This window comes from Pseudomonas sp. QL9 (assembly GCF_041409665.1).
GTDB lineage: Bacteria > Pseudomonadota > Gammaproteobacteria > Pseudomonadales > Pseudomonadaceae > Pseudomonas > Pseudomonas knackmussii.
The window spans coordinates 5953717-5969457 of sequence record NZ_CP166971.1 but is presented as its reverse complement, the minus strand read 5'-3'; the positions used below and the strand labels follow the sequence as shown (position 1 = coordinate 5969457).

Below are 15741 nucleotides of genomic sequence, written 5' to 3'. Positions count from 1 at the left end.
CCAGCCTGTGGCGGTTTGTTGTTATGGGCCTCGGGGCGTACCTCAAGGACTGTGGAATGATCCTAGCAGTGCATTTTTGATGAATTCAATGCGGTGATGTGCAAGCATGCTCTGCGTTTTTGCACATTGAAGGCCGCGCTATGGACTGGGACAACCTGCGTTTCTTCCTCGAACTCTCGCGTGCCGGCAAGCTCACCGTGGCCGCGCGGCGCCTGGGCGTGGACCACACCACGGTGGCGCGGCGCCTGCAGGCGCTGGAGAAGAGCATCGGCGCGCAGCTGCTGGTGCGCGAGCCCTCGGGCTACCGCCTGACCGAGGCGGGGCACGGCCTGCTGCCCCAGGCCGAAGCGATGGAGAGCGCCTGCAAGGTCATCGAGAAGCGCCTGGCGGGCGCCGAGGACAACCTGTCCGGCAAGGTGCGCATCGGCGCCACCGAGGGCTACGGCTCGACGCTGCTGACCTCGCAGTTGGTGGAGCTGAACCGCCGCCACCCGCACCTGGGCGTCGACCTGTTGGCGGTGCCGCGCGCGCTGCAGCTGTCACGCCACGAGGCGGACATCGTGATCACCCTGGAGCGTCCGGACCGCGGGCCCTACCTGGTCACCCGGCTGACCGACTACGTGCTGCGGCTCTATGCGTCGAAGGATTATCTGGCCGAGCACGACCCGATCCTCACCCGCGACGACTTGCGCCAGCACGCGCTGGTCGGCTACGTCGACGACCTGCTGTACAGCAAGGAGCTGCAATACCTCGACGAGATCGGCCGACCGCTGCACATGGCCCTGCGCTGCACCAGCATCCTGGCCCAGCAACGCGCGGTGGCGGAGGGCGCCGGGCTGGCTATCCTGCCGGCCTTCGCGGCGAGCGAAGACCCTTCGCTGCAGCCGGTGCTGGCGGGCGAGATCGAGTTCGTGCGGACGTTCTGGATGCTGATGCCCACGGAGCTCAAGGACATCGCGAGGATGCGCACCACCTGGGACTTCCTTCGCGAGAAGGCCGAGTCGAGCCAAGAGGTGTTGATGGGGCGGGTGGGGTAAGGCGGGGGTATTTGGGCGCGCTTTGCGCGCGGATCGCGGACAAGGTCCGCTCCTACAGGGTTGTGCCCAAGCCCGATCACGGGTGTAGGAGCGGAGCTTCTCCGCGAAGGACGGACAAGGTCTGCCCGTATTGCGTTACGCCAGGCCGACGTAGAGGTTCTGCACGTCGTCGTTGCCGTCCAGGGCATCGAGGAAGGCTTCGACTTCTTCCAGTTCGGCGCCGGACAGGCTGACCGGGTTCTTCGCCTTGTAGCCCAGCTTGGCCGAGGCGACGGTGAAGCCGTGCTCGGGCAGGGCGCGGCAGACGGCGTCCAGGTCGGTGGAGTCGGTGAGGAACAGGGTGTCGCCGTCTTCCGAGCCCGGCTCGAAGTCCTGGGCGCCGGCTTCGATGGCGGCCAGTTCAGGATCGGCGTCGGCGCTGGCCGGAGTGGCCTCGACCATGCCCAGGTAATCGAAGTCCCAGGCTACCGAGCCCGAGGCGCCGAGCTGGCCCTTGCGGAACAGCACGCGGATTTCCGCCACGGTACGGTTCACGTTATCGGTCAGGCATTCGACGATCACCGGTACGCGGTGCGGGGCGAAGCCTTCGTAGACCACGCGCTCGAAGCTGGCGCCGCCGTCGAGCAGGCCTGCGCCTTTCTTGATCGCGCGCTCCAGGGTGTCGCGCGGCATCGAGGCCTTTTTAGCCTGCTCGACCACCAGGCGCAGTTTCGGGTTCATGTCCGGGTCGGCGCCGTTGCGCGCGGCGATCATGATTTCCTTCGACAGCTTGCCGAACACGCGGCCCTTGGCGTTGGCTGCGGCTTCTTTATGTTTGGCTTTCCACTGGGCGCCCATGGTGACTCTCTTGGCAGGGGTTGTTCGAGGTGGGCAAGTCTAAGGCCTTGCGCGGCCGCTGGCGATCTCTTGCGGATCAGCGTGCGCGACTGTCGTGCCGGTACAGCCAGAACAGCGGCGGCAGCAGGACTAGCAGGGCGATGCTGTCGACCCACAGGTGCGAAACGATGCCGCGCTGCAGCGACACCCACATGTCCTGCGGGGCCCACAGCACGATGCTGGCGATCAGCCCGCCCCAGGCCGCCGGGCGGGCGCTGGTGTGGCCGAGGTAGACCAGGGCGATGAAGCTGACCGCGTAGCTCTGCAGGGTGGCGCCGAACAGCGCGATCCACCAGACCTGCTCGGCGCGCGCCGGCTCGGGCACCGCGGTGCCCCAGAAGGCAGCTTCGATGCTGCGGTGATAGGGCTCGAACAGCGTGGCGTCGCCGAGCCAGGTCAGCACCAGGCCGACCAGCAGGTGCGCGCCGGCAGCGGCGTACAGCCAGCGCACCAGCCAGCGGCGGGTGGCGGAAGCGGGACGGGTGGACATCCTTTTCCTCCTCGGACTCAGTCGTCGCGGGTGAGCACTTCCAGCAGCTCGATCTCGAACACCAGATTCGAGTTGGGCTTGATGTGCGCGCCGATCTGCCGTTCGCCGTAGGCCAGGTGCGCCGGCACGAACAGCTTGCGCTTGCCGCCGACCTGCATGCCCATCAGCCCGATGTCCCAGCCCTTGATGACGCGGCCGGTGCCGATCACGCACTGGAAGGGCCGACCCTTGTCGTAGGAGGAGTCGAAGACGGTGCCGTCCTCCAGGGTGCCCTTGTACTGGGTGGTTATCAGCGCGCCCTTGACCACGGCCTTGCCGTCGCCCAGCTGGATGTCCTCGATGCGCAGTTCGTCGCTCATGTTCGTCTCTCGTGATGCGGGCGGCCCGGACGGCCGCTGTTGGGCCGGCGTTTTCGCAGGAATCGCCAGCGAAGGCAACTGCCGGGCTTCCATCACTGGCCTTCATGAGCACTATCGATCCCGACGCGTGGCCAGTGCCGGGGCATCGGGCTAGAGTCGCGCTCAAAGCCATGTCCGCCACCCACCGTGCGCTGACCCCGACCGGAGTACCCATGAAGTCCCTGTCCCAAACTGCTTTTTCCATGCTCGACCTGGTACCCATCCGCGACCAGGGCACCGTCAGCGAAGCGCTGAACAACGCCGTCGATGTCGCCCGTCATGTCGAGCGCCTCGGCTTCACCCGCTACTGGCTGGCCGAACACCACAACATGGACGGCATCGCCAGTTCGGCGACCTCTGTGTTGATCGGCCATATCGCCGGCAAGACCGCGCGCATCCGCGTCGGCTCCGGTGGGGTGATGTTGCCCAACCACCCGCCGCTGGTGATCGCCGAGCAGTTCGGCACTCTCGCCAGCCTATATCCGGGGCGTATCGATCTGGGCCTCGGCCGTGCACCGGGCGCCGACCAGGCGACCATGCGCGCGCTGCGTCGCGACCGCCTGATGGGCGATGGCGAGGACTTCCCCGAACAGGTCGCCGAGCTGGAAATGCTGCTCGGCCCGCGCCGTCCGCAGCAGACCCTGCTGGCGGTGCCGGGCGAGGGCACGCGGGTGCCGATCTGGCTGCTCGGCTCCAGCCTGTTCAGTGCGCGCCTGGCGGCGGAGAAGGGCCTGCCCTATGCCTTCGCCTCGCACTTCGCGCCGCGCTACCTGCATGACGCGCTACGCATCTATCGCCAGAACTTCCGCCCTTCGGCGATCCTCGGCGAGCCCTACGCGATGATCGGCGTGCCGCTGATCGCCGCACCCACCGACGAGGAAGCCGACTACCTGGCGACCACCGCCTTCCAGCGCGTGCTGGCGCTGATCCGTGGCGAGAGCCTGAAGCAGAAGCCGCCGGTGGAACGCATGACTGGCCTGTGGCTGCCGCACGAGCAGGAAGCGGTGGGCAATTTCTTCGGCCTGGCGGTGATCGGCGGACCGGAGAAGGTGCGCAGCCGCCTGGAAATCCTGGTCGAGCAGACCGGCGCCAACGAGATCATGTTCACCAGCGACATCTACGATCACGCGCTGCGCCTGCGCTCGCTGGAGATAGTCGCCGGGCTGCGTTGAGCCCATCAGCAAAAAGCCCGCTCTGTGAGCGGGCTTTTATGCTCTTTATCGCGGGTGGTATCTGGGTTTTTAGTTGTGAAAGATTCTTGACCCATATTTTGACCCATGGGTTCTACCCCATTTCCACGGACGGTTTGAAAAGGGCTGAGAACTTCATATCTTGCAGGGCGACTCTATGACGCATTCGTGGGTTATGAAGTCGCTCGATGTAGTCGAATAGATCCGCTCGTGCTTCGTCGCGAGTCCCATGCGATTGATGGGAAATACGCTTCTGCTTGAGCAGACCGGAGAAGCCTTCACAGGTGGCGACCATCGGGCGAGCCCCAACCTTCCGGTCTATTGCTTCGATAAGGAATGGCAAATCTTCCTTGGTAAATGAAGTGCTTATGTGATGCTCCTGTGGCCCCGGATCATGGCGGGTCAAGCACTGCATGGGGCCGGGTGCAATGCTCGAGACTCTTGCGTCCGTTCAAGCCCCCGGCTCTTCCAGCAGATTCCTGAACACCTTCCCTTCCTTCTCAAGCTCCCGCTGTATCCCCAACAATGCCTCGTCCAGATGAATCGCATTGCGCCCTTTGGCGATAGTCGCTAGGGCCGCGAACTGCACCACGTTGACGATGTTCCCCCCGGACAATTCGAACCGCGCCAACTGCCCGGCCAGGCATTCACGATCTGTCTGGGCGGGGAGGGTGCGGTTCCAGATCGCGAGTCGTTCGTCCACGGCTGGGAAGGGGAAGCGGATGATCGCGTTGAAGCGGCGGAGGAAGGCTTCGTCGATGTTGGCGCGGAAGTTGGATGCGAGGATCACCAGGCCGTCGAATTCTTCCACCCGTTGCAGCAGGTAGCTGATTTCCTGGTTGGCGTAGCGGTCGTGGGCGTCCTTGACGCTGGTGCGCTTGCCGAACAGGGCGTCGGCCTCGTCGAAGAACAGGATCCATTCGCGGTTGCGCGCCTGGTCGAAGAGGGCGGCGAGGTTCTTTTCGGTTTCGCCAATGTACTTTGACACCACGCTGGACAGGTCAACACGGTACACCTCGCGGCCGGTGGCCTTGCCGAGCAGGGTCGCGGTAAGGGTCTTGCCGGTACCGGGCGGGCCGTGGAACAGCACGCGGTAGCCGGGGCGCAGGCGGCCGGCCATGCCCCAGTCGTGCATCAGGGTGCGGTGGTGGCGCACCCACTGCTCCAGTTCGGCGATGCGCTGCTGGACTTCCGTCTCGAGAATCAGGTCGTCCCAGTCGAGCGCGGTGCCGATGCGTCGAGCCGGGAAGCCGGCGCCGAAGGCGGGGGCCTGGGCTGTGCCGAGGGTGAGGCGTTCCACCCAGTCGCGGGCCATGACGATGCAGCCGGAAAGGATCGGCGCGCCGTCTCGGGCTTCCTCAAGGAGCAGCACGCCTTCGCGGGCGAACCAGTGCTCAGGGGAGAACAGCTGCTGCACCTCGAAGCGCCCGTCGAGGTTGTCGCCGGCGAGGAGGAAGGCGGCGGTCTCTCCGGTGGGAATAAAGGTGCGACTGGCCTCGTCGCGCACGCCGCCGATCTCCGGGAAGTCGCCCTCGCGGGCCAGGGCGGTGCGGATTTCGTTGTCCAGTAGAGTGGGGCGTACGTGGGGGGCGAGGGCCAGCAGGAGCAGCACGTATTCATCGAATGGTGGCTGCCGGTCGCGGATGAAGGTGCCTAGTGGCGAGCCGTCGTCGAAGAAGGTCAGGCGAAGTTCGCCGTCCGGAGCCAGTTCCTCGCCTTTGATGCGGGCACGGATCAGGCGTACCAGCACGTCGAATGCCGCGTCGAGGTTGGCGGCGTTTGAGCAGGGAGCGGGTTGGTTCATCTCTGGTTTCTCCAGCGGTCTGCACCTGTTGCTTCGCTCATACCCGAACGTCTCCGGCAGTGATCGCGTTGTAGGTCGAATTCACATGCCGTCGGCGTTTGCTGGCCTGGTCGGCCGGGCCTTTCTCCCATAGGCGCTCCTTCATGTTGGACTTGGAGGTGTAATTGCCGTGGTCATGGGACTCCGCCAGCAGCAGTTCACTGACGAAATAGGCGGTCACCTCGCCATGCTTCTCGATTGCCTTCAGCAGCAAACCGGGGCTGCCGCCATTGATGCTCGGCACGAAGGAGCTGGCTGTGGCCGGGGGCGGAGTGGCCATCTCGATCGTGACAGGTGGGTGAGCGGTCTTCTCGCGGAACCTGGTCCTGTCGGCAGGGTCTCGCTCGGCGTCGCCCCAGGTCACGACAATCCGTTGTGGGAAGACGTCCAGCGGCGCCGGCATATTCCAGAAGGTGGTGACCGCTCGGTAGAAGAAAAGCTTGCCTTTGGTCTTGATGGCGGCCTTGGCCGGGCTCTCCACTTCGGCTTCCATCTTGCGGTTCATGCCTTGGGTGATCGGCACCAGGTTGTCGGCAGTACCTGGACCGTGGAGGTTGTCATTGAGCAGATGGCCGCGCACCCACTGGTGATAGGAGGAACCATCGGGTTTGGTATCCAGGGCCACGGCGTGTGACCAGCCGGGCGGGTTCTGATACGGGCTGGAGCCTTTGGTATTGCCGGACAGGTATGTCAGCGGCAGGGCATTGGTGGACTTGTCTCCGCCGGCATTGTGGGCGACCACCGTGCGCACCAGGGAGTCGTCCTCATTTTCGAAGCTGGCTTTTTCGAGGATGCGCTTGAGTGCATCGAGCTGGTTGCGGAAGTTTCGGATCTCCGAATTTACCGCGTTGGTGGCGGCTCGGTAGCCCGCCTTGTCCGCGGTGGACACCTTCTCACGAGCGGCGCGCAGTCGCTCCAGATCGTCTTCGCTTTTCACTACGAGCTTGTATTGGGCCAACGCTTCATTGGCGATGTTCTTCTGGTCGGCAGTGGCATTCGTGTCCTTCAGCTTGGTGTTGAGGAAATTTTCGATGGTGTCCGGCGTGGAGGCGATCATCAGGTCGGCTCGTTTGCCTTCGCCCCGGTAGTAAATCGAGTGATTTCCGCCATCCTTCGAGCGGAACTTGCGGCGTTCTTTCCACCACGAGACCAGTTCCTCGATTTTCTCCTTCGCCTTTTCCTTGACCTTCTTCGCCCCGCTCTTGACCTTCGCCACCACCTTCTTCGCGAAAGCGACCACCTTGTCCACCACCCAGTCGATGGCCTTGTTGATCGGCTTGGTGATGGTGGTAATGACGCCCTTGATCTGCTTGGCGATGTTGCCCAGGCCGAGCACCGAGGCGAACAGCGAGATTAGTACCGGCACCGAACTGGCCAGAGCGTTCTCCACGGCCAGGGTGACCTTGGCGAAGTTGCCAGCCGCGACCTCGGCGACAGCCTCGTAGACCGAGAGGATGAAGTCCTTGATCTGCTGGTAGCGCTCGACCAGGAACATCACCAGGTCGAACACCAGCTTGATCGCCTTGACGATGGCCGATGCCGGGTTGGTCAGCGACAGCAGCCAGACCACGCCCTCCTTGATCGCGGTGACGATCAGCCAGTTGCGGATTGCCGCCATCACCGTTTCCTTGAGGTTGGACAGCTGCGTCTTGATCTCTTCCCAGAGCACGCCGGGGCCTTCGGCGATCACCTTCTGCAGCAGCTCATAGCCCTTTTCCACCAGCTCGAACACCGGCGCGACGGCGGGCACCTTCTTGATCACACGCGCCTTGATGTTGGCGTAGGTCAGTCCCAGTACCTGCAGGACGATGCTGAGGATGCCGCGCGGGCTGAATTCGAACGGGCCGGTCAGGTTGACCTCGGACAGGGCGCCGGTCAGCCAGCCGATTACCCCGTCGATGAGGTGCTTCTTGATGTGCTTGAAGAAGTTGCCGAGGCCGTCGCCGACCGCGCCGAACAGTTTCTTGATGAAGCCCACCGGGTCCTTGAGGATCGACGTGATCGCCTTGCCAGCGCGGTCGAAGAAGTCGAACACCGGCTTGGAATCGACCCCGGCGATCTCGCAGGCCCCCTCGATGGCCGCCCGCAACGCCTCGGCGAAATCGCCCTGGAGCACCGCGCCGGCCACCCGCACGGCGGTTTTCAGCGCGGTCTGGAAGGTCGAGAGGATCTTGTCGAGGGCGGCCGCGAGGGCATCGGCGAGCTTGGTGATGCCCTCGATGGCCGCGTCGGCGACGGTGTTCACGCCGTCGATGGCGGCATCGGTGACCGAGTCGATGCCGTCGTTGATGCGCTTGGCGAGGCCCGGGAAGGTGTCCTTCAGGTAGGTGTTGACCTTGTCCTTGGCCCAGTCGCGGAACTTGTCGAGCTTGTCCACCACCCAGTTGCGGGCATCGTTGATCAGCTTGATCGCGGCGTTCTTCACCTTTTCGATGATCTTCTTCACCGCGTTGCGCACGGCGGTGAAGACCTTGTCGATGGCGTCGGTGATGACCTTTACCGCTTTCTTGATCGCGCTCTTGACCCGGTCCCACCAGCTGTCGTTTTCCTGCGCCTTTTCCAGCTCCTTCTTCTTCTCGGCGGCCTGGCGTTCGCCCTCGACCTTCTCCTTCTCGGCGTCCTTCTCGCCCTGTTCCAGTTCGGACTTGGCCTTGCCTTCCTCGCTCTTGACGTGCTCGCCGATCTCCTTGCGCGCCTTGCCCTGTTCGCCGGCGGCGTCCTTGTTGAAGGCGTTGACGTGCTCGTAGGCCTCGCCGATGCCGTCGCCCTGCAGCTTGGCGACCTTGCCGCGATTGTCGATCACCAGCTTGCGCTGGGCGGCGTCAGTATCGGCATTGAGCTGGGCGGCGGCCTCCTGCGCGGTGTCTATCTCGCGATCCTTGTCGGTGTCGCGGGTGGTGGCGGCGTCCACCGTCTGGCCGCGTGCCTCGGCGAGGTTCGGCGTGAGGGTCTTGGCAATCCGCGCGTCGGCGTTGTCGCGCACGTCCTGCGGCAGCGGCGCGGCGGCGTAAGCGGCGACATTGTCGTCGACCTGCGGGTCGATGGTCGCCGCCGCTTCCGGGGAGACGGCGACCGGGCGCTGCTCGTCGAGCATCCGCGGCTGAATGTTGGCCTGTCCGGGATTATTGCGGAACGCCGTGACCTGGGCGTCGCGCTGGCCCTTCATCGCCGTGGTCGCTTCCTCGCGTGGGGTGTCCATGCGCCCGGGGTCGGCCTCGCCGGCGAGCGACACGGAGGGCCGCTCGCCGGCCGAGGTGTCGATGTTGTCGTCGGTGGTGCGGATGCCTTTGACGAACTTCCTGAGGAAGTTCATGAAGCGATCCCAGAACGAGCCGGAATCCTCTTCCTCCAGTTCCTTCTCGCGCTCGGCGTTGCCCCGGAACGGCTGCGGCGAGCCTTCGGACACCGTCTGCAGGCCGCCCGGGTCCGGCCCGCTGACGCCATCGCCGAGCTCGGCATCGCCGGGGATCGGGATCTCTTCCGCGCTTGCCAGCGGTACATCGACGCTGCCGGCGGTCTTCGCCTCCAGCACCGGCGGGTTATCCACGATTTCCTGTTGCTCGGACTTCATCTTGCCGTCAATGGTCGGGCCGAGCTCGGGTTGGGTGACGGCCATGGCCGACGGGCTGGCGTCGATGAATTTCGTCGTTGCCTCGTCGGAGCTGCCCGATAGCTCGGCTTTTTCCACCACCGCCACCTGCTCGGCCGGACCTGCATCGGCGGGCGGCGGCAGGCTCAGGTCGGGTTCGGGCAGCGCTTCGCCCATCAGATCGCCGGGCGGGGGCGGCACTTCGCTTTCGAGATCGACGCTGTCCACGGTCGGGCCACGGTCTTCTGCCGGCGGCGCCTCCTTCTTCGCTTCGGCGGACGGTGCTGCTTCCGCGCCTGCCTCGGCGATTTCCGTCGGCTCGCGGCCCACCGTAACCATTGGCGCCGGTGGCAGGTTGAGCTTGCCCACCGGGTCGAGGAAGTGGTTCCAGTGCTCCAGTTCGTGCCAGCGTTCCTGCACCTGGCCGCCGAGGTTGTCCTCGCCGGCGGTGTTGCCGTTGATGGTGGCGACGCGGGTCAGTTTCTGCGGCTTGCCTTCGGCGTCCTTGCGGCTCTCCAGGCCGGTGACCATGGCGAAGTGGTTGTTCGGTAGCACGTCGATGGCGATGTCGCCCTTGCGCGGCAGCTCGCCGGCCGGGCGCAGCTTGAGAGCGTCGAGGGCCGGCGCGCCGAGCTTCCAGTTGGGGATCGGCAGGCCGGCCTTTTTCATCGCCCACCAGGTGAAGATGCCGCACCAGCTGGGCAGCGCGTCCATGCGGGTTTTATTACCGTCCTTGTCGGTCTTCTCGATGGTGGTGATCTTATCGATCACCTGCTCGCTGACGACCGGGCCGCCGAACGCCGTGGAGAAGTATTCGCGCAGGCGTTCCCAGCCGACGCGCTTGCCATCGGCGCCGGACTTTTTCGCATTGACCTTGCCGATCTCGCCACGCGCCAGGCGGATCGCCTCGATGATCTCCGGTCGCACCTGGTAGCTGTCGGCGTTCTCAGTGGGGGAGAGGCTGACCACGTCCTTGTCGCCGCCTTCAGCTTCGGGCTGCACCGCACCCTGCTGGATGGTGTGGGTCAGTTCGTGGGCGAGCAGGTGCTGGCCGGAACGGGAGTCCGGGGCGAACTTGCCCTCGTTGAAGAAGATGTCGTTGCCACGGGTGAAGGCCTGCGCCTTGAGCGACTGGGCCAGCAGCACGGCGGGGGCGTCGGTATGGATGCGTACGCCGTCCAGTTTGGCGCCAAACTGCGCTTCCATCTTCTCGCGCACCGGGCCGGGCAGGGGATTGCCGCCGCCGCGGGAGGCGCGAATCTGACGCGCCACTTCGGCCGAAGGCGACGTGCCGCCGCCGTTGGAGCGGGCCTGTAGTTCCTCGTCTTCTTCCTTGGCCTGGGCCAGTTCTTCATCGGGCTGCTCACCCTTGGCTTGCAGTTCTTCTTCCTTGCCATCGGCCTTGGCTTGTACTGCTTCGTCCTTTTCTTCCCTGGCCTGGACTTGCTCTTTTTCCTCGGTCTTGGCCTGGACCTTCTCCGGTTCCTCCTCGGCTTTCGTCTGGATTTCCTTCTCTTCCGGCGCCTGCTCTTCCTCGCCAGCCTTGGCCTGCAGCTCCTCATTTTCCTCGGCGACGCGCTGGGCCAGCGGGGTGACGCCTGCCGCCAGACCGACGCCGGCGCGCTTGCCGTCGACCACCTGGTCGGCGACGCGGTCGGCCTCCAGCTCGTAGCGGTCGCCGGGTCGACCGACTTTCATGCGCGCCTGCAGCTCGTCCTCCTTGGCTTGCGTTGCGACGTTGCTGAAGAACGGCTTGCGCGCACCGCCGCCGCCCTTGGCCTCGCTGGTGGAGGCCTTGTGTTGCGGCGACGCGGCGGTCTTCATGGCTAGCGCCAGTCCACGCTGAGGATCGACTGCATGAACGGCGTACGTACCCGCGACAGCGTCCAGGGCAGGTCCTGCAGCAGGATGTCGATGCCGCTCGACTCGACGCAGAGCAGCCAGCCATCGCCGCGACGCTCCAGGCATCCCGGCCGCATGAGGAAGCCTTCGCGCAGGCCGGCGGGGGAGGTATTGCCCAGCCGTTGCCAGTGGCCGATCACGCTGCGCAGCAGGGCGTCGACCTCCTTGCGTTCGTGCTCGCTCAGCTCGATACGGTGCGGCACCGGCTCGCCGAAGGGAAATCCGCAGAGCAGCTTGAACAGCAGGGTTTCCGGCTCCGGCGCGTCCTCGGCGCCGCTGGCCAGGTGATGGGCGAGCAGCACCGCGCGGCAGTGCGCGGCGTGATCGCGGAAGCGACCGGGGCCGGCGAGCAGGCCGAGGCGATCGAAGAACATCGAGAGATAGGGATGCAGCAGCACCGCGCCGGCGGCATGTACGGGGCGCGGAGCGGATTGCGCGGTTTCGGCCGGCTCGGCTTCCGTTGCGCCGGGCGCAGCGGGCGCGGGGATGGCGGCGGTCGTCAGCGCGGGCATGGCGATACGGTTGTCCAGCGCCACATACAGGCCGATCACCTCGCCCAGTTCCGGCATTCGCAGTCCGCCGGCGAGCGCGCGGAACAGCTCGCCCAGTGCAGCGACCTGGGCTTCCGGCGGCGGCTTCAGGGAGGCTGCCGGTTCCGCCGCATCCTCGCCGAAGGCCGCCGCCAGCGGCAGCGCCAGTTCCTCCGGCAACAGCGCGCGCAGCAGACGGCGTAGCAGCGCGGCGGGCAGCTGGCGCACCAGCCGTAAGCAGGCAGCCCGGCGGATCAGCAGCGGACGCAGGTGTTCGGCCAGTTGGCGCAGGGCGCGGGTATCCAGGGCCAGCAGATTGGCGGCGAGCAGCGCCAGTGCCTTGCCCGGTTCGACCCAGGGCAGTTCGCCGCTGTGCAGGAAGGCGATCAGCTCGTTCGTATCCGGCGCTTCATCGGCGCCCGGAGGCGGCGGAACCAGCGCGGCGGCCAGTTGCGCAGCCAGCCGCCGCGCCAGCTCGTCGCCATCCAGCTGCGCCGGGTCGAAGGCGCCCAGGTCGATCTCCACGCGGTCGAAGCGGATCAGCTCGCCGGGGCGGTCGATGCGGTCGAGGGCGGCTTGCAGCGCGGGCAGGATCAGCGCGTCGAAGCGGTTGCGCAGCACTGCGCTGAAGCCGCCGTGGGCAGCCTCGTCCGGCGTGGCGAGGTCGAAGACCAGCCGGCCGATGCGATGCTCCGCGCCCGCCATCGCGCTATCCCGCGACCAACTGCAGGCTGACGTTGATGGTGGCGCCCGCCTTCAGCCCGATATCCACCGGCGCCGACTTGGCCGTACCGCTGGTGGCGACGAAGGAGTATTTGCTGGAAGGCAGGTCCAGCGTCAGGGTCGCTTCCGGCATGCGGTGCTCGCTGCTCTTGCCAGTGGCGAGGTCGGTGACCAGCAGGATCGCGCCCCGCACCGGTACGGGACGGCGCAGATCGCCAGAGGTCACGCTGACCACCACCTTGCCGGTGGTCGGCGTAGGCGTGGGAGTCGGCGTCGGTGTCGGTCCGCTGGCCGGTCCGCCCGGTGTCGGAGCCGGTGTCGGTGTCGGAGCCGGCGTCACCACTGCGTTGGTCAGCACCGCGCGATTGACCAGATTGGCCTTGAGGGTGCCGACGCCCTGGTTGATCCGCCGGTCCACCACGATATCCGAGCAGTCGTTGTCGCAGCACAAGTAGGGCAGGCAGAAGTCACCGAGCACCACGAAGTCGTCGAGCTGGTCGTCGCTGCGCGGCTTGCTGCTGGCGAACAGCTGCTTGATCGACTGGTCCGGGGACAGGTCCGGCGCATTGGCCTTGAGCAGCTTGGCGAACAGGTCGCCAAGGTCGCCGCGCAGTTTCTCCAGGGCGATGCGCATGCCTGCGTCCAGCTCTTCGCGCCCGGCATACAACAGCACGAAGGTGCCGCCCACCGGCGTACCGCCCTTGTGCTCCAGGCCGGGATGCTTCTGCGCGAAGCCGGGGAAGGTCATCTCCTCGAACATCGACTTCAGGCGCTTGGCCAGCTCCTGGGTGATGGTCGTGCTGGATAACTGTGTCGCTGCCGCGCTGACCATGTCGCGCTTGCCGACGATGGCCAGGTTGGCGTTGGCGATCTCCGCGCTGGCCCTGGCAGAGTCGGTTTCCGCCTGCGTCGCGTAGTTGGCGTAGGCGTCGGTGAAGCCGCGCAGCGCGGTGTCGAAGGCCTCGGCGTCGAAATCGGCCAGGGAGTCGGCGCTGGCTACCTTCATCATGTCCTCGGCGCGCGCCATCAGCGCCACGGACGGGTAGATGGCCTTGCTCAGCTCCTCCTTGTCGCCGGCCACGCCGAGGGTGTCGCTGGCGGCGCGCACGCGCTCGAACAGCTCGCCGCCGATGGCCTTGTCGCGCACCTTGTCGAAGATGCTGGCGACAGCCACGGTCTGCAGCGGCTGCTCGGCGGCGCTCTGGGCGAGGACCTTCACCGTGTCGTTGGCGAAGATCTTCTGATTGCGCGCCGTGCTGAGGAACTGGTCGCTGATCAGACGGACTTTCTGCTGCTCCTGCGGTTCGAGATTGAGCACCGCCAGGTTGGCGTTGAGTACCAGCCCACCAACGGCGCCACCGGCTGGTGGTGCGGTACTGGGAGTGCGCTTGGTCGCCTTGGTGGCGTCGAGACGGCCGAGCACCTGCACCAGCCAGACCATGAAGGCGAAGATCGCCGCCATGATCATCAGGAAGATCACGTCGAGGTCGCGCATCCGGCACATCAGCAGTTGCTGGATGGCGGCCTGCGCACGCTGGCGGGCGGCGTCGTTCTGCCGGGGATCGGCGCTTAACGCGACCCACACCGGCTGGATGGAGAACGACAGGCCGAGCCGACGCTTCTCGCGGATCAGCTCGGCCATGGTCGAGCCGAGCGGCTTACCGAGCACGCCTTCGATACGGATGAAGTCCTGCTCGTCCTGGCGCAGCAGCAACGGATGCGGATTGGCGCTGGCGCTGAACTGCCAGGAGTGGATCGTGCCGAAGCGGTTGGCCCGCGCCTTGCGCCACGACCAGTTGGCGAGCAGGTCGCTGCCGGTATCGAAGCGGTAGTAGAAGGGGATCGCGCGTTCGCCCAGCGGCGCGGCGCCGTCGCGGGACGGGGTCAGCTCGATGTCCGCGCCGAGCAGGCCGCGCGTGGCGTAGGTCTGCGCCAGCAGCACCAGGCGTGAGAACAGTGCGCGCAGCTCCGCGGCCTTGTCGTAGCCGGAGTCCAGCGCCGGGGAGGGTACGAAATGATGGCGGCGGCGTGCCGGCGCGCCTTCCGGAGCGGCCCCGCCCTTGGCGGCCAGGGCGTCGTACTTGGCGTATTCGGCGAGGGTCTTCGGCGCGCCGGCGAAGGCCAGCGCTCGCGGTTCCACATCACCAGCGAGGATATGTCGGGGGAAGCGTTCCGGGTTGGGCGCGCACTCGGCGTCGAACGTTGCCGCGCATTCGACGAACTCGTTGTAGCCGAGCAACATGTCGTGCATGCCGGCGTAGAGGTATTGCAGCAGTACCGGCGTCTCGGCCAGCGCCGCGAACATGTTGAGCAGGTGGTATTTGGGGATCGGCCCGTCGGGGAAGCGGGCGTCCGGATAGATATCCTGCAGCAGCGGCTTGTAGGCGTTCCACGCGGCGTTCATCGCCGGCATTGCCTGGCTGGCGGCCTTGGCGACGCAGGCGAGGTAGCGGCCGTAGAGGTCGGCAAGGGCGACCAGCGCACTGCCGGCCGGATTGACCTTCTCCATCGTCAGGCGCGGCAGGCCGACGCGCGGGTGGTTGGCGCGGTCCACCGGGCGGCCGGCGATGGCCTGTTCCTGGGTCAGGATGGTGTCGGCAACGCTGCGCGATACCAGCAGGCGGCGCAGGGTCAGGTTCATCTCCGAGCCCTTGTCCGAGCAGTCGTTGACGTCGCAGTTCTTCAGCGATTCGAGGTTGGTTTCGAGGAACAGCAGCACCGTCTTGTCGGCGACGAAGGCGGCCGTCAGCGGCGTCGGCGCGGCCTCGCCGGGCGCCGGCTGGAAATCGGTGGGCAGCAGCTCGAAGGCCTCGCGCTGGGTATTGCCGTCGAACAGGAAGGGATAGCGCGCCTTCGCCTTGTCTTCCGGCGTGGCGTTGGGAGAGGAGGGGATCGGCACCGTGTAGGGGCGCACCCGGTCGAACAGCGTGTGGTCCTCGAGGATCAGGTGCCCCAACGAGGTGACGGCGACGCCGCGCGACAGCGCCAGGGTGCCGGCCGTGGGGCTCCAGTCCGGACGCAGGCCGCAGAGGATGCCGATGCCGGTGAGGTTGGCGCGGGTGGTGCGGTCCTGCGGTTCGAGGTATTCGATGATGTCGTTCAGTTGCTCGGAAGTGAGCACCTGGCCGGTCTCGAACACCGGGTAGAAGGTCTGGATGTCCAT

Annotated in this window: 9 protein-coding genes and 1 pseudogene; 2 read left to right on the top strand and 8 right to left on the bottom strand. The window is 66.1% G+C overall.

Annotated features, from left to right (window positions below):
• The first annotated feature begins 140 nt into the window (after positions 1-140).
• Positions 141-1037 carry a LysR family transcriptional regulator gene (locus tag ACA097_RS27690; protein WP_371367513.1) on the top strand — a complete coding sequence of 299 codons (897 nt, stop codon included), beginning with the start codon at positions 141-143 and terminating at the stop codon, positions 1035-1037.
• Positions 1038-1172: 135 nt separating this feature from the next.
• Here ACA097_RS27690 and ACA097_RS27685 read toward each other — a convergent pair whose 3' ends face one another.
• From ACA097_RS27685 to ACA097_RS27675, 3 genes are all read right to left on the bottom strand, one after another.
• Positions 1173-1874 carry a YebC/PmpR family DNA-binding transcriptional regulator gene (locus ACA097_RS27685; protein WP_043252265.1) on the bottom strand — a complete coding sequence of 234 codons (702 nt, stop codon included), beginning with the start codon at positions 1872-1874 and terminating at the stop codon, positions 1173-1175.
• A gap of 76 nt (positions 1875-1950) precedes the next feature.
• Positions 1951-2403 carry a hypothetical protein gene (locus ACA097_RS27680; protein ID WP_371367511.1) on the bottom strand — a complete coding sequence of 151 codons (453 nt, stop codon included), beginning with the start codon at positions 2401-2403 and terminating at the stop codon, positions 1951-1953.
• A 17-nt stretch (positions 2404-2420) separates the two neighbouring features.
• Positions 2421-2762 (bottom strand): FKBP-type peptidyl-prolyl cis-trans isomerase, encoded by a 342-nt coding sequence (locus tag ACA097_RS27675; RefSeq protein ID WP_043252271.1) that lies wholly within the window; start codon positions 2760-2762, stop codon positions 2421-2423.
• Between the two features lie 212 nt (positions 2763-2974).
• Here ACA097_RS27675 and ACA097_RS27670 point away from each other — a divergent pair, with 212 nt between their 5' ends.
• On the top strand, positions 2975-3973 hold the full coding sequence (locus tag ACA097_RS27670) for an LLM class flavin-dependent oxidoreductase (protein ID WP_371367508.1): 999 nt from the start codon (positions 2975-2977) through the stop codon (positions 3971-3973).
• A 112-nt stretch (positions 3974-4085) separates the two neighbouring features.
• Here ACA097_RS27670 and ACA097_RS27665 read toward each other — a convergent pair.
• From ACA097_RS27665 to ACA097_RS27645, 5 genes and pseudogenes are all read right to left on the bottom strand, one after another.
• Positions 4086-4280, bottom strand: a pseudogene (locus tag ACA097_RS27665) (IS3 family transposase); the annotation flags it as partial.
• A 162-nt stretch (positions 4281-4442) separates the two neighbouring features.
• Positions 4443-5795, bottom strand: a complete 1353-nt coding sequence (locus tag ACA097_RS27660; protein ID WP_371367506.1) for an ATP-binding protein — start codon at positions 5793-5795, stop codon at positions 4443-4445.
• Positions 5796-5832: 37 nt separating this feature from the next.
• On the bottom strand, positions 5833-11247 hold the full coding sequence (locus ACA097_RS27655) for a DUF4157 domain-containing protein (protein ID WP_371367504.1): 5415 nt from the start codon (positions 11245-11247) through the stop codon (positions 5833-5835).
• Between the two features lie 2 nt (positions 11248-11249).
• The gene (locus tag ACA097_RS27650) at positions 11250-12560 is read right to left on the bottom strand and encodes a contractile injection system tape measure protein (protein WP_371367502.1); all 1311 of its coding nucleotides are present in this window, start codon (positions 12558-12560) and stop codon (positions 11250-11252) included.
• 4 nt (positions 12561-12564) lie between these two features.
• Positions 12565-15741: a hypothetical protein gene (locus ACA097_RS27645; RefSeq protein WP_371367500.1), complete on the bottom strand. Its 3177-nt coding sequence runs from the start codon at positions 15739-15741 to the stop codon at positions 12565-12567.

What these genes read in the sequence shown, in the direction of transcription:
- ACA097_RS27670 (WP_371367508.1), top strand. Translation starts at nt 2,975, where the DNA reads ATGAAGTCCCTGTCCCAAACTGCTTTTTCCATGCTCGACCTGGTACCC.
- ACA097_RS27645 (WP_371367500.1), bottom strand. Translation starts at nt 15,741, where the DNA reads ATGGACATCCAGACCTTCTACCCGGTGTTCGAGACCGGCCAGGTGCTC.
- ACA097_RS27680 (WP_371367511.1), bottom strand. Translation starts at nt 2,403, where the DNA reads ATGTCCACCCGTCCCGCTTCCGCCACCCGCCGCTGGCTGGTGCGCTGG.
- ACA097_RS27685 (WP_043252265.1), bottom strand. Translation starts at nt 1,874, where the DNA reads ATGGGCGCCCAGTGGAAAGCCAAACATAAAGAAGCCGCAGCCAACGCC.
- ACA097_RS27650 (WP_371367502.1), bottom strand. Translation starts at nt 12,560, where the DNA reads ATGGCGGGCGCGGAGCATCGCATCGGCCGGCTGGTCTTCGACCTCGCC.
- ACA097_RS27655 (WP_371367504.1), bottom strand. Translation starts at nt 11,247, where the DNA reads ATGAAGACCGCCGCGTCGCCGCAACACAAGGCCTCCACCAGCGAGGCC.
- ACA097_RS27660 (WP_371367506.1), bottom strand. Translation starts at nt 5,795, where the DNA reads ATGAACCAACCCGCTCCCTGCTCAAACGCCGCCAACCTCGACGCGGCA.
- ACA097_RS27675 (WP_043252271.1), bottom strand. Translation starts at nt 2,762, where the DNA reads ATGAGCGACGAACTGCGCATCGAGGACATCCAGCTGGGCGACGGCAAG.
- ACA097_RS27690 (WP_371367513.1), top strand. Translation starts at nt 141, where the DNA reads ATGGACTGGGACAACCTGCGTTTCTTCCTCGAACTCTCGCGTGCCGGC.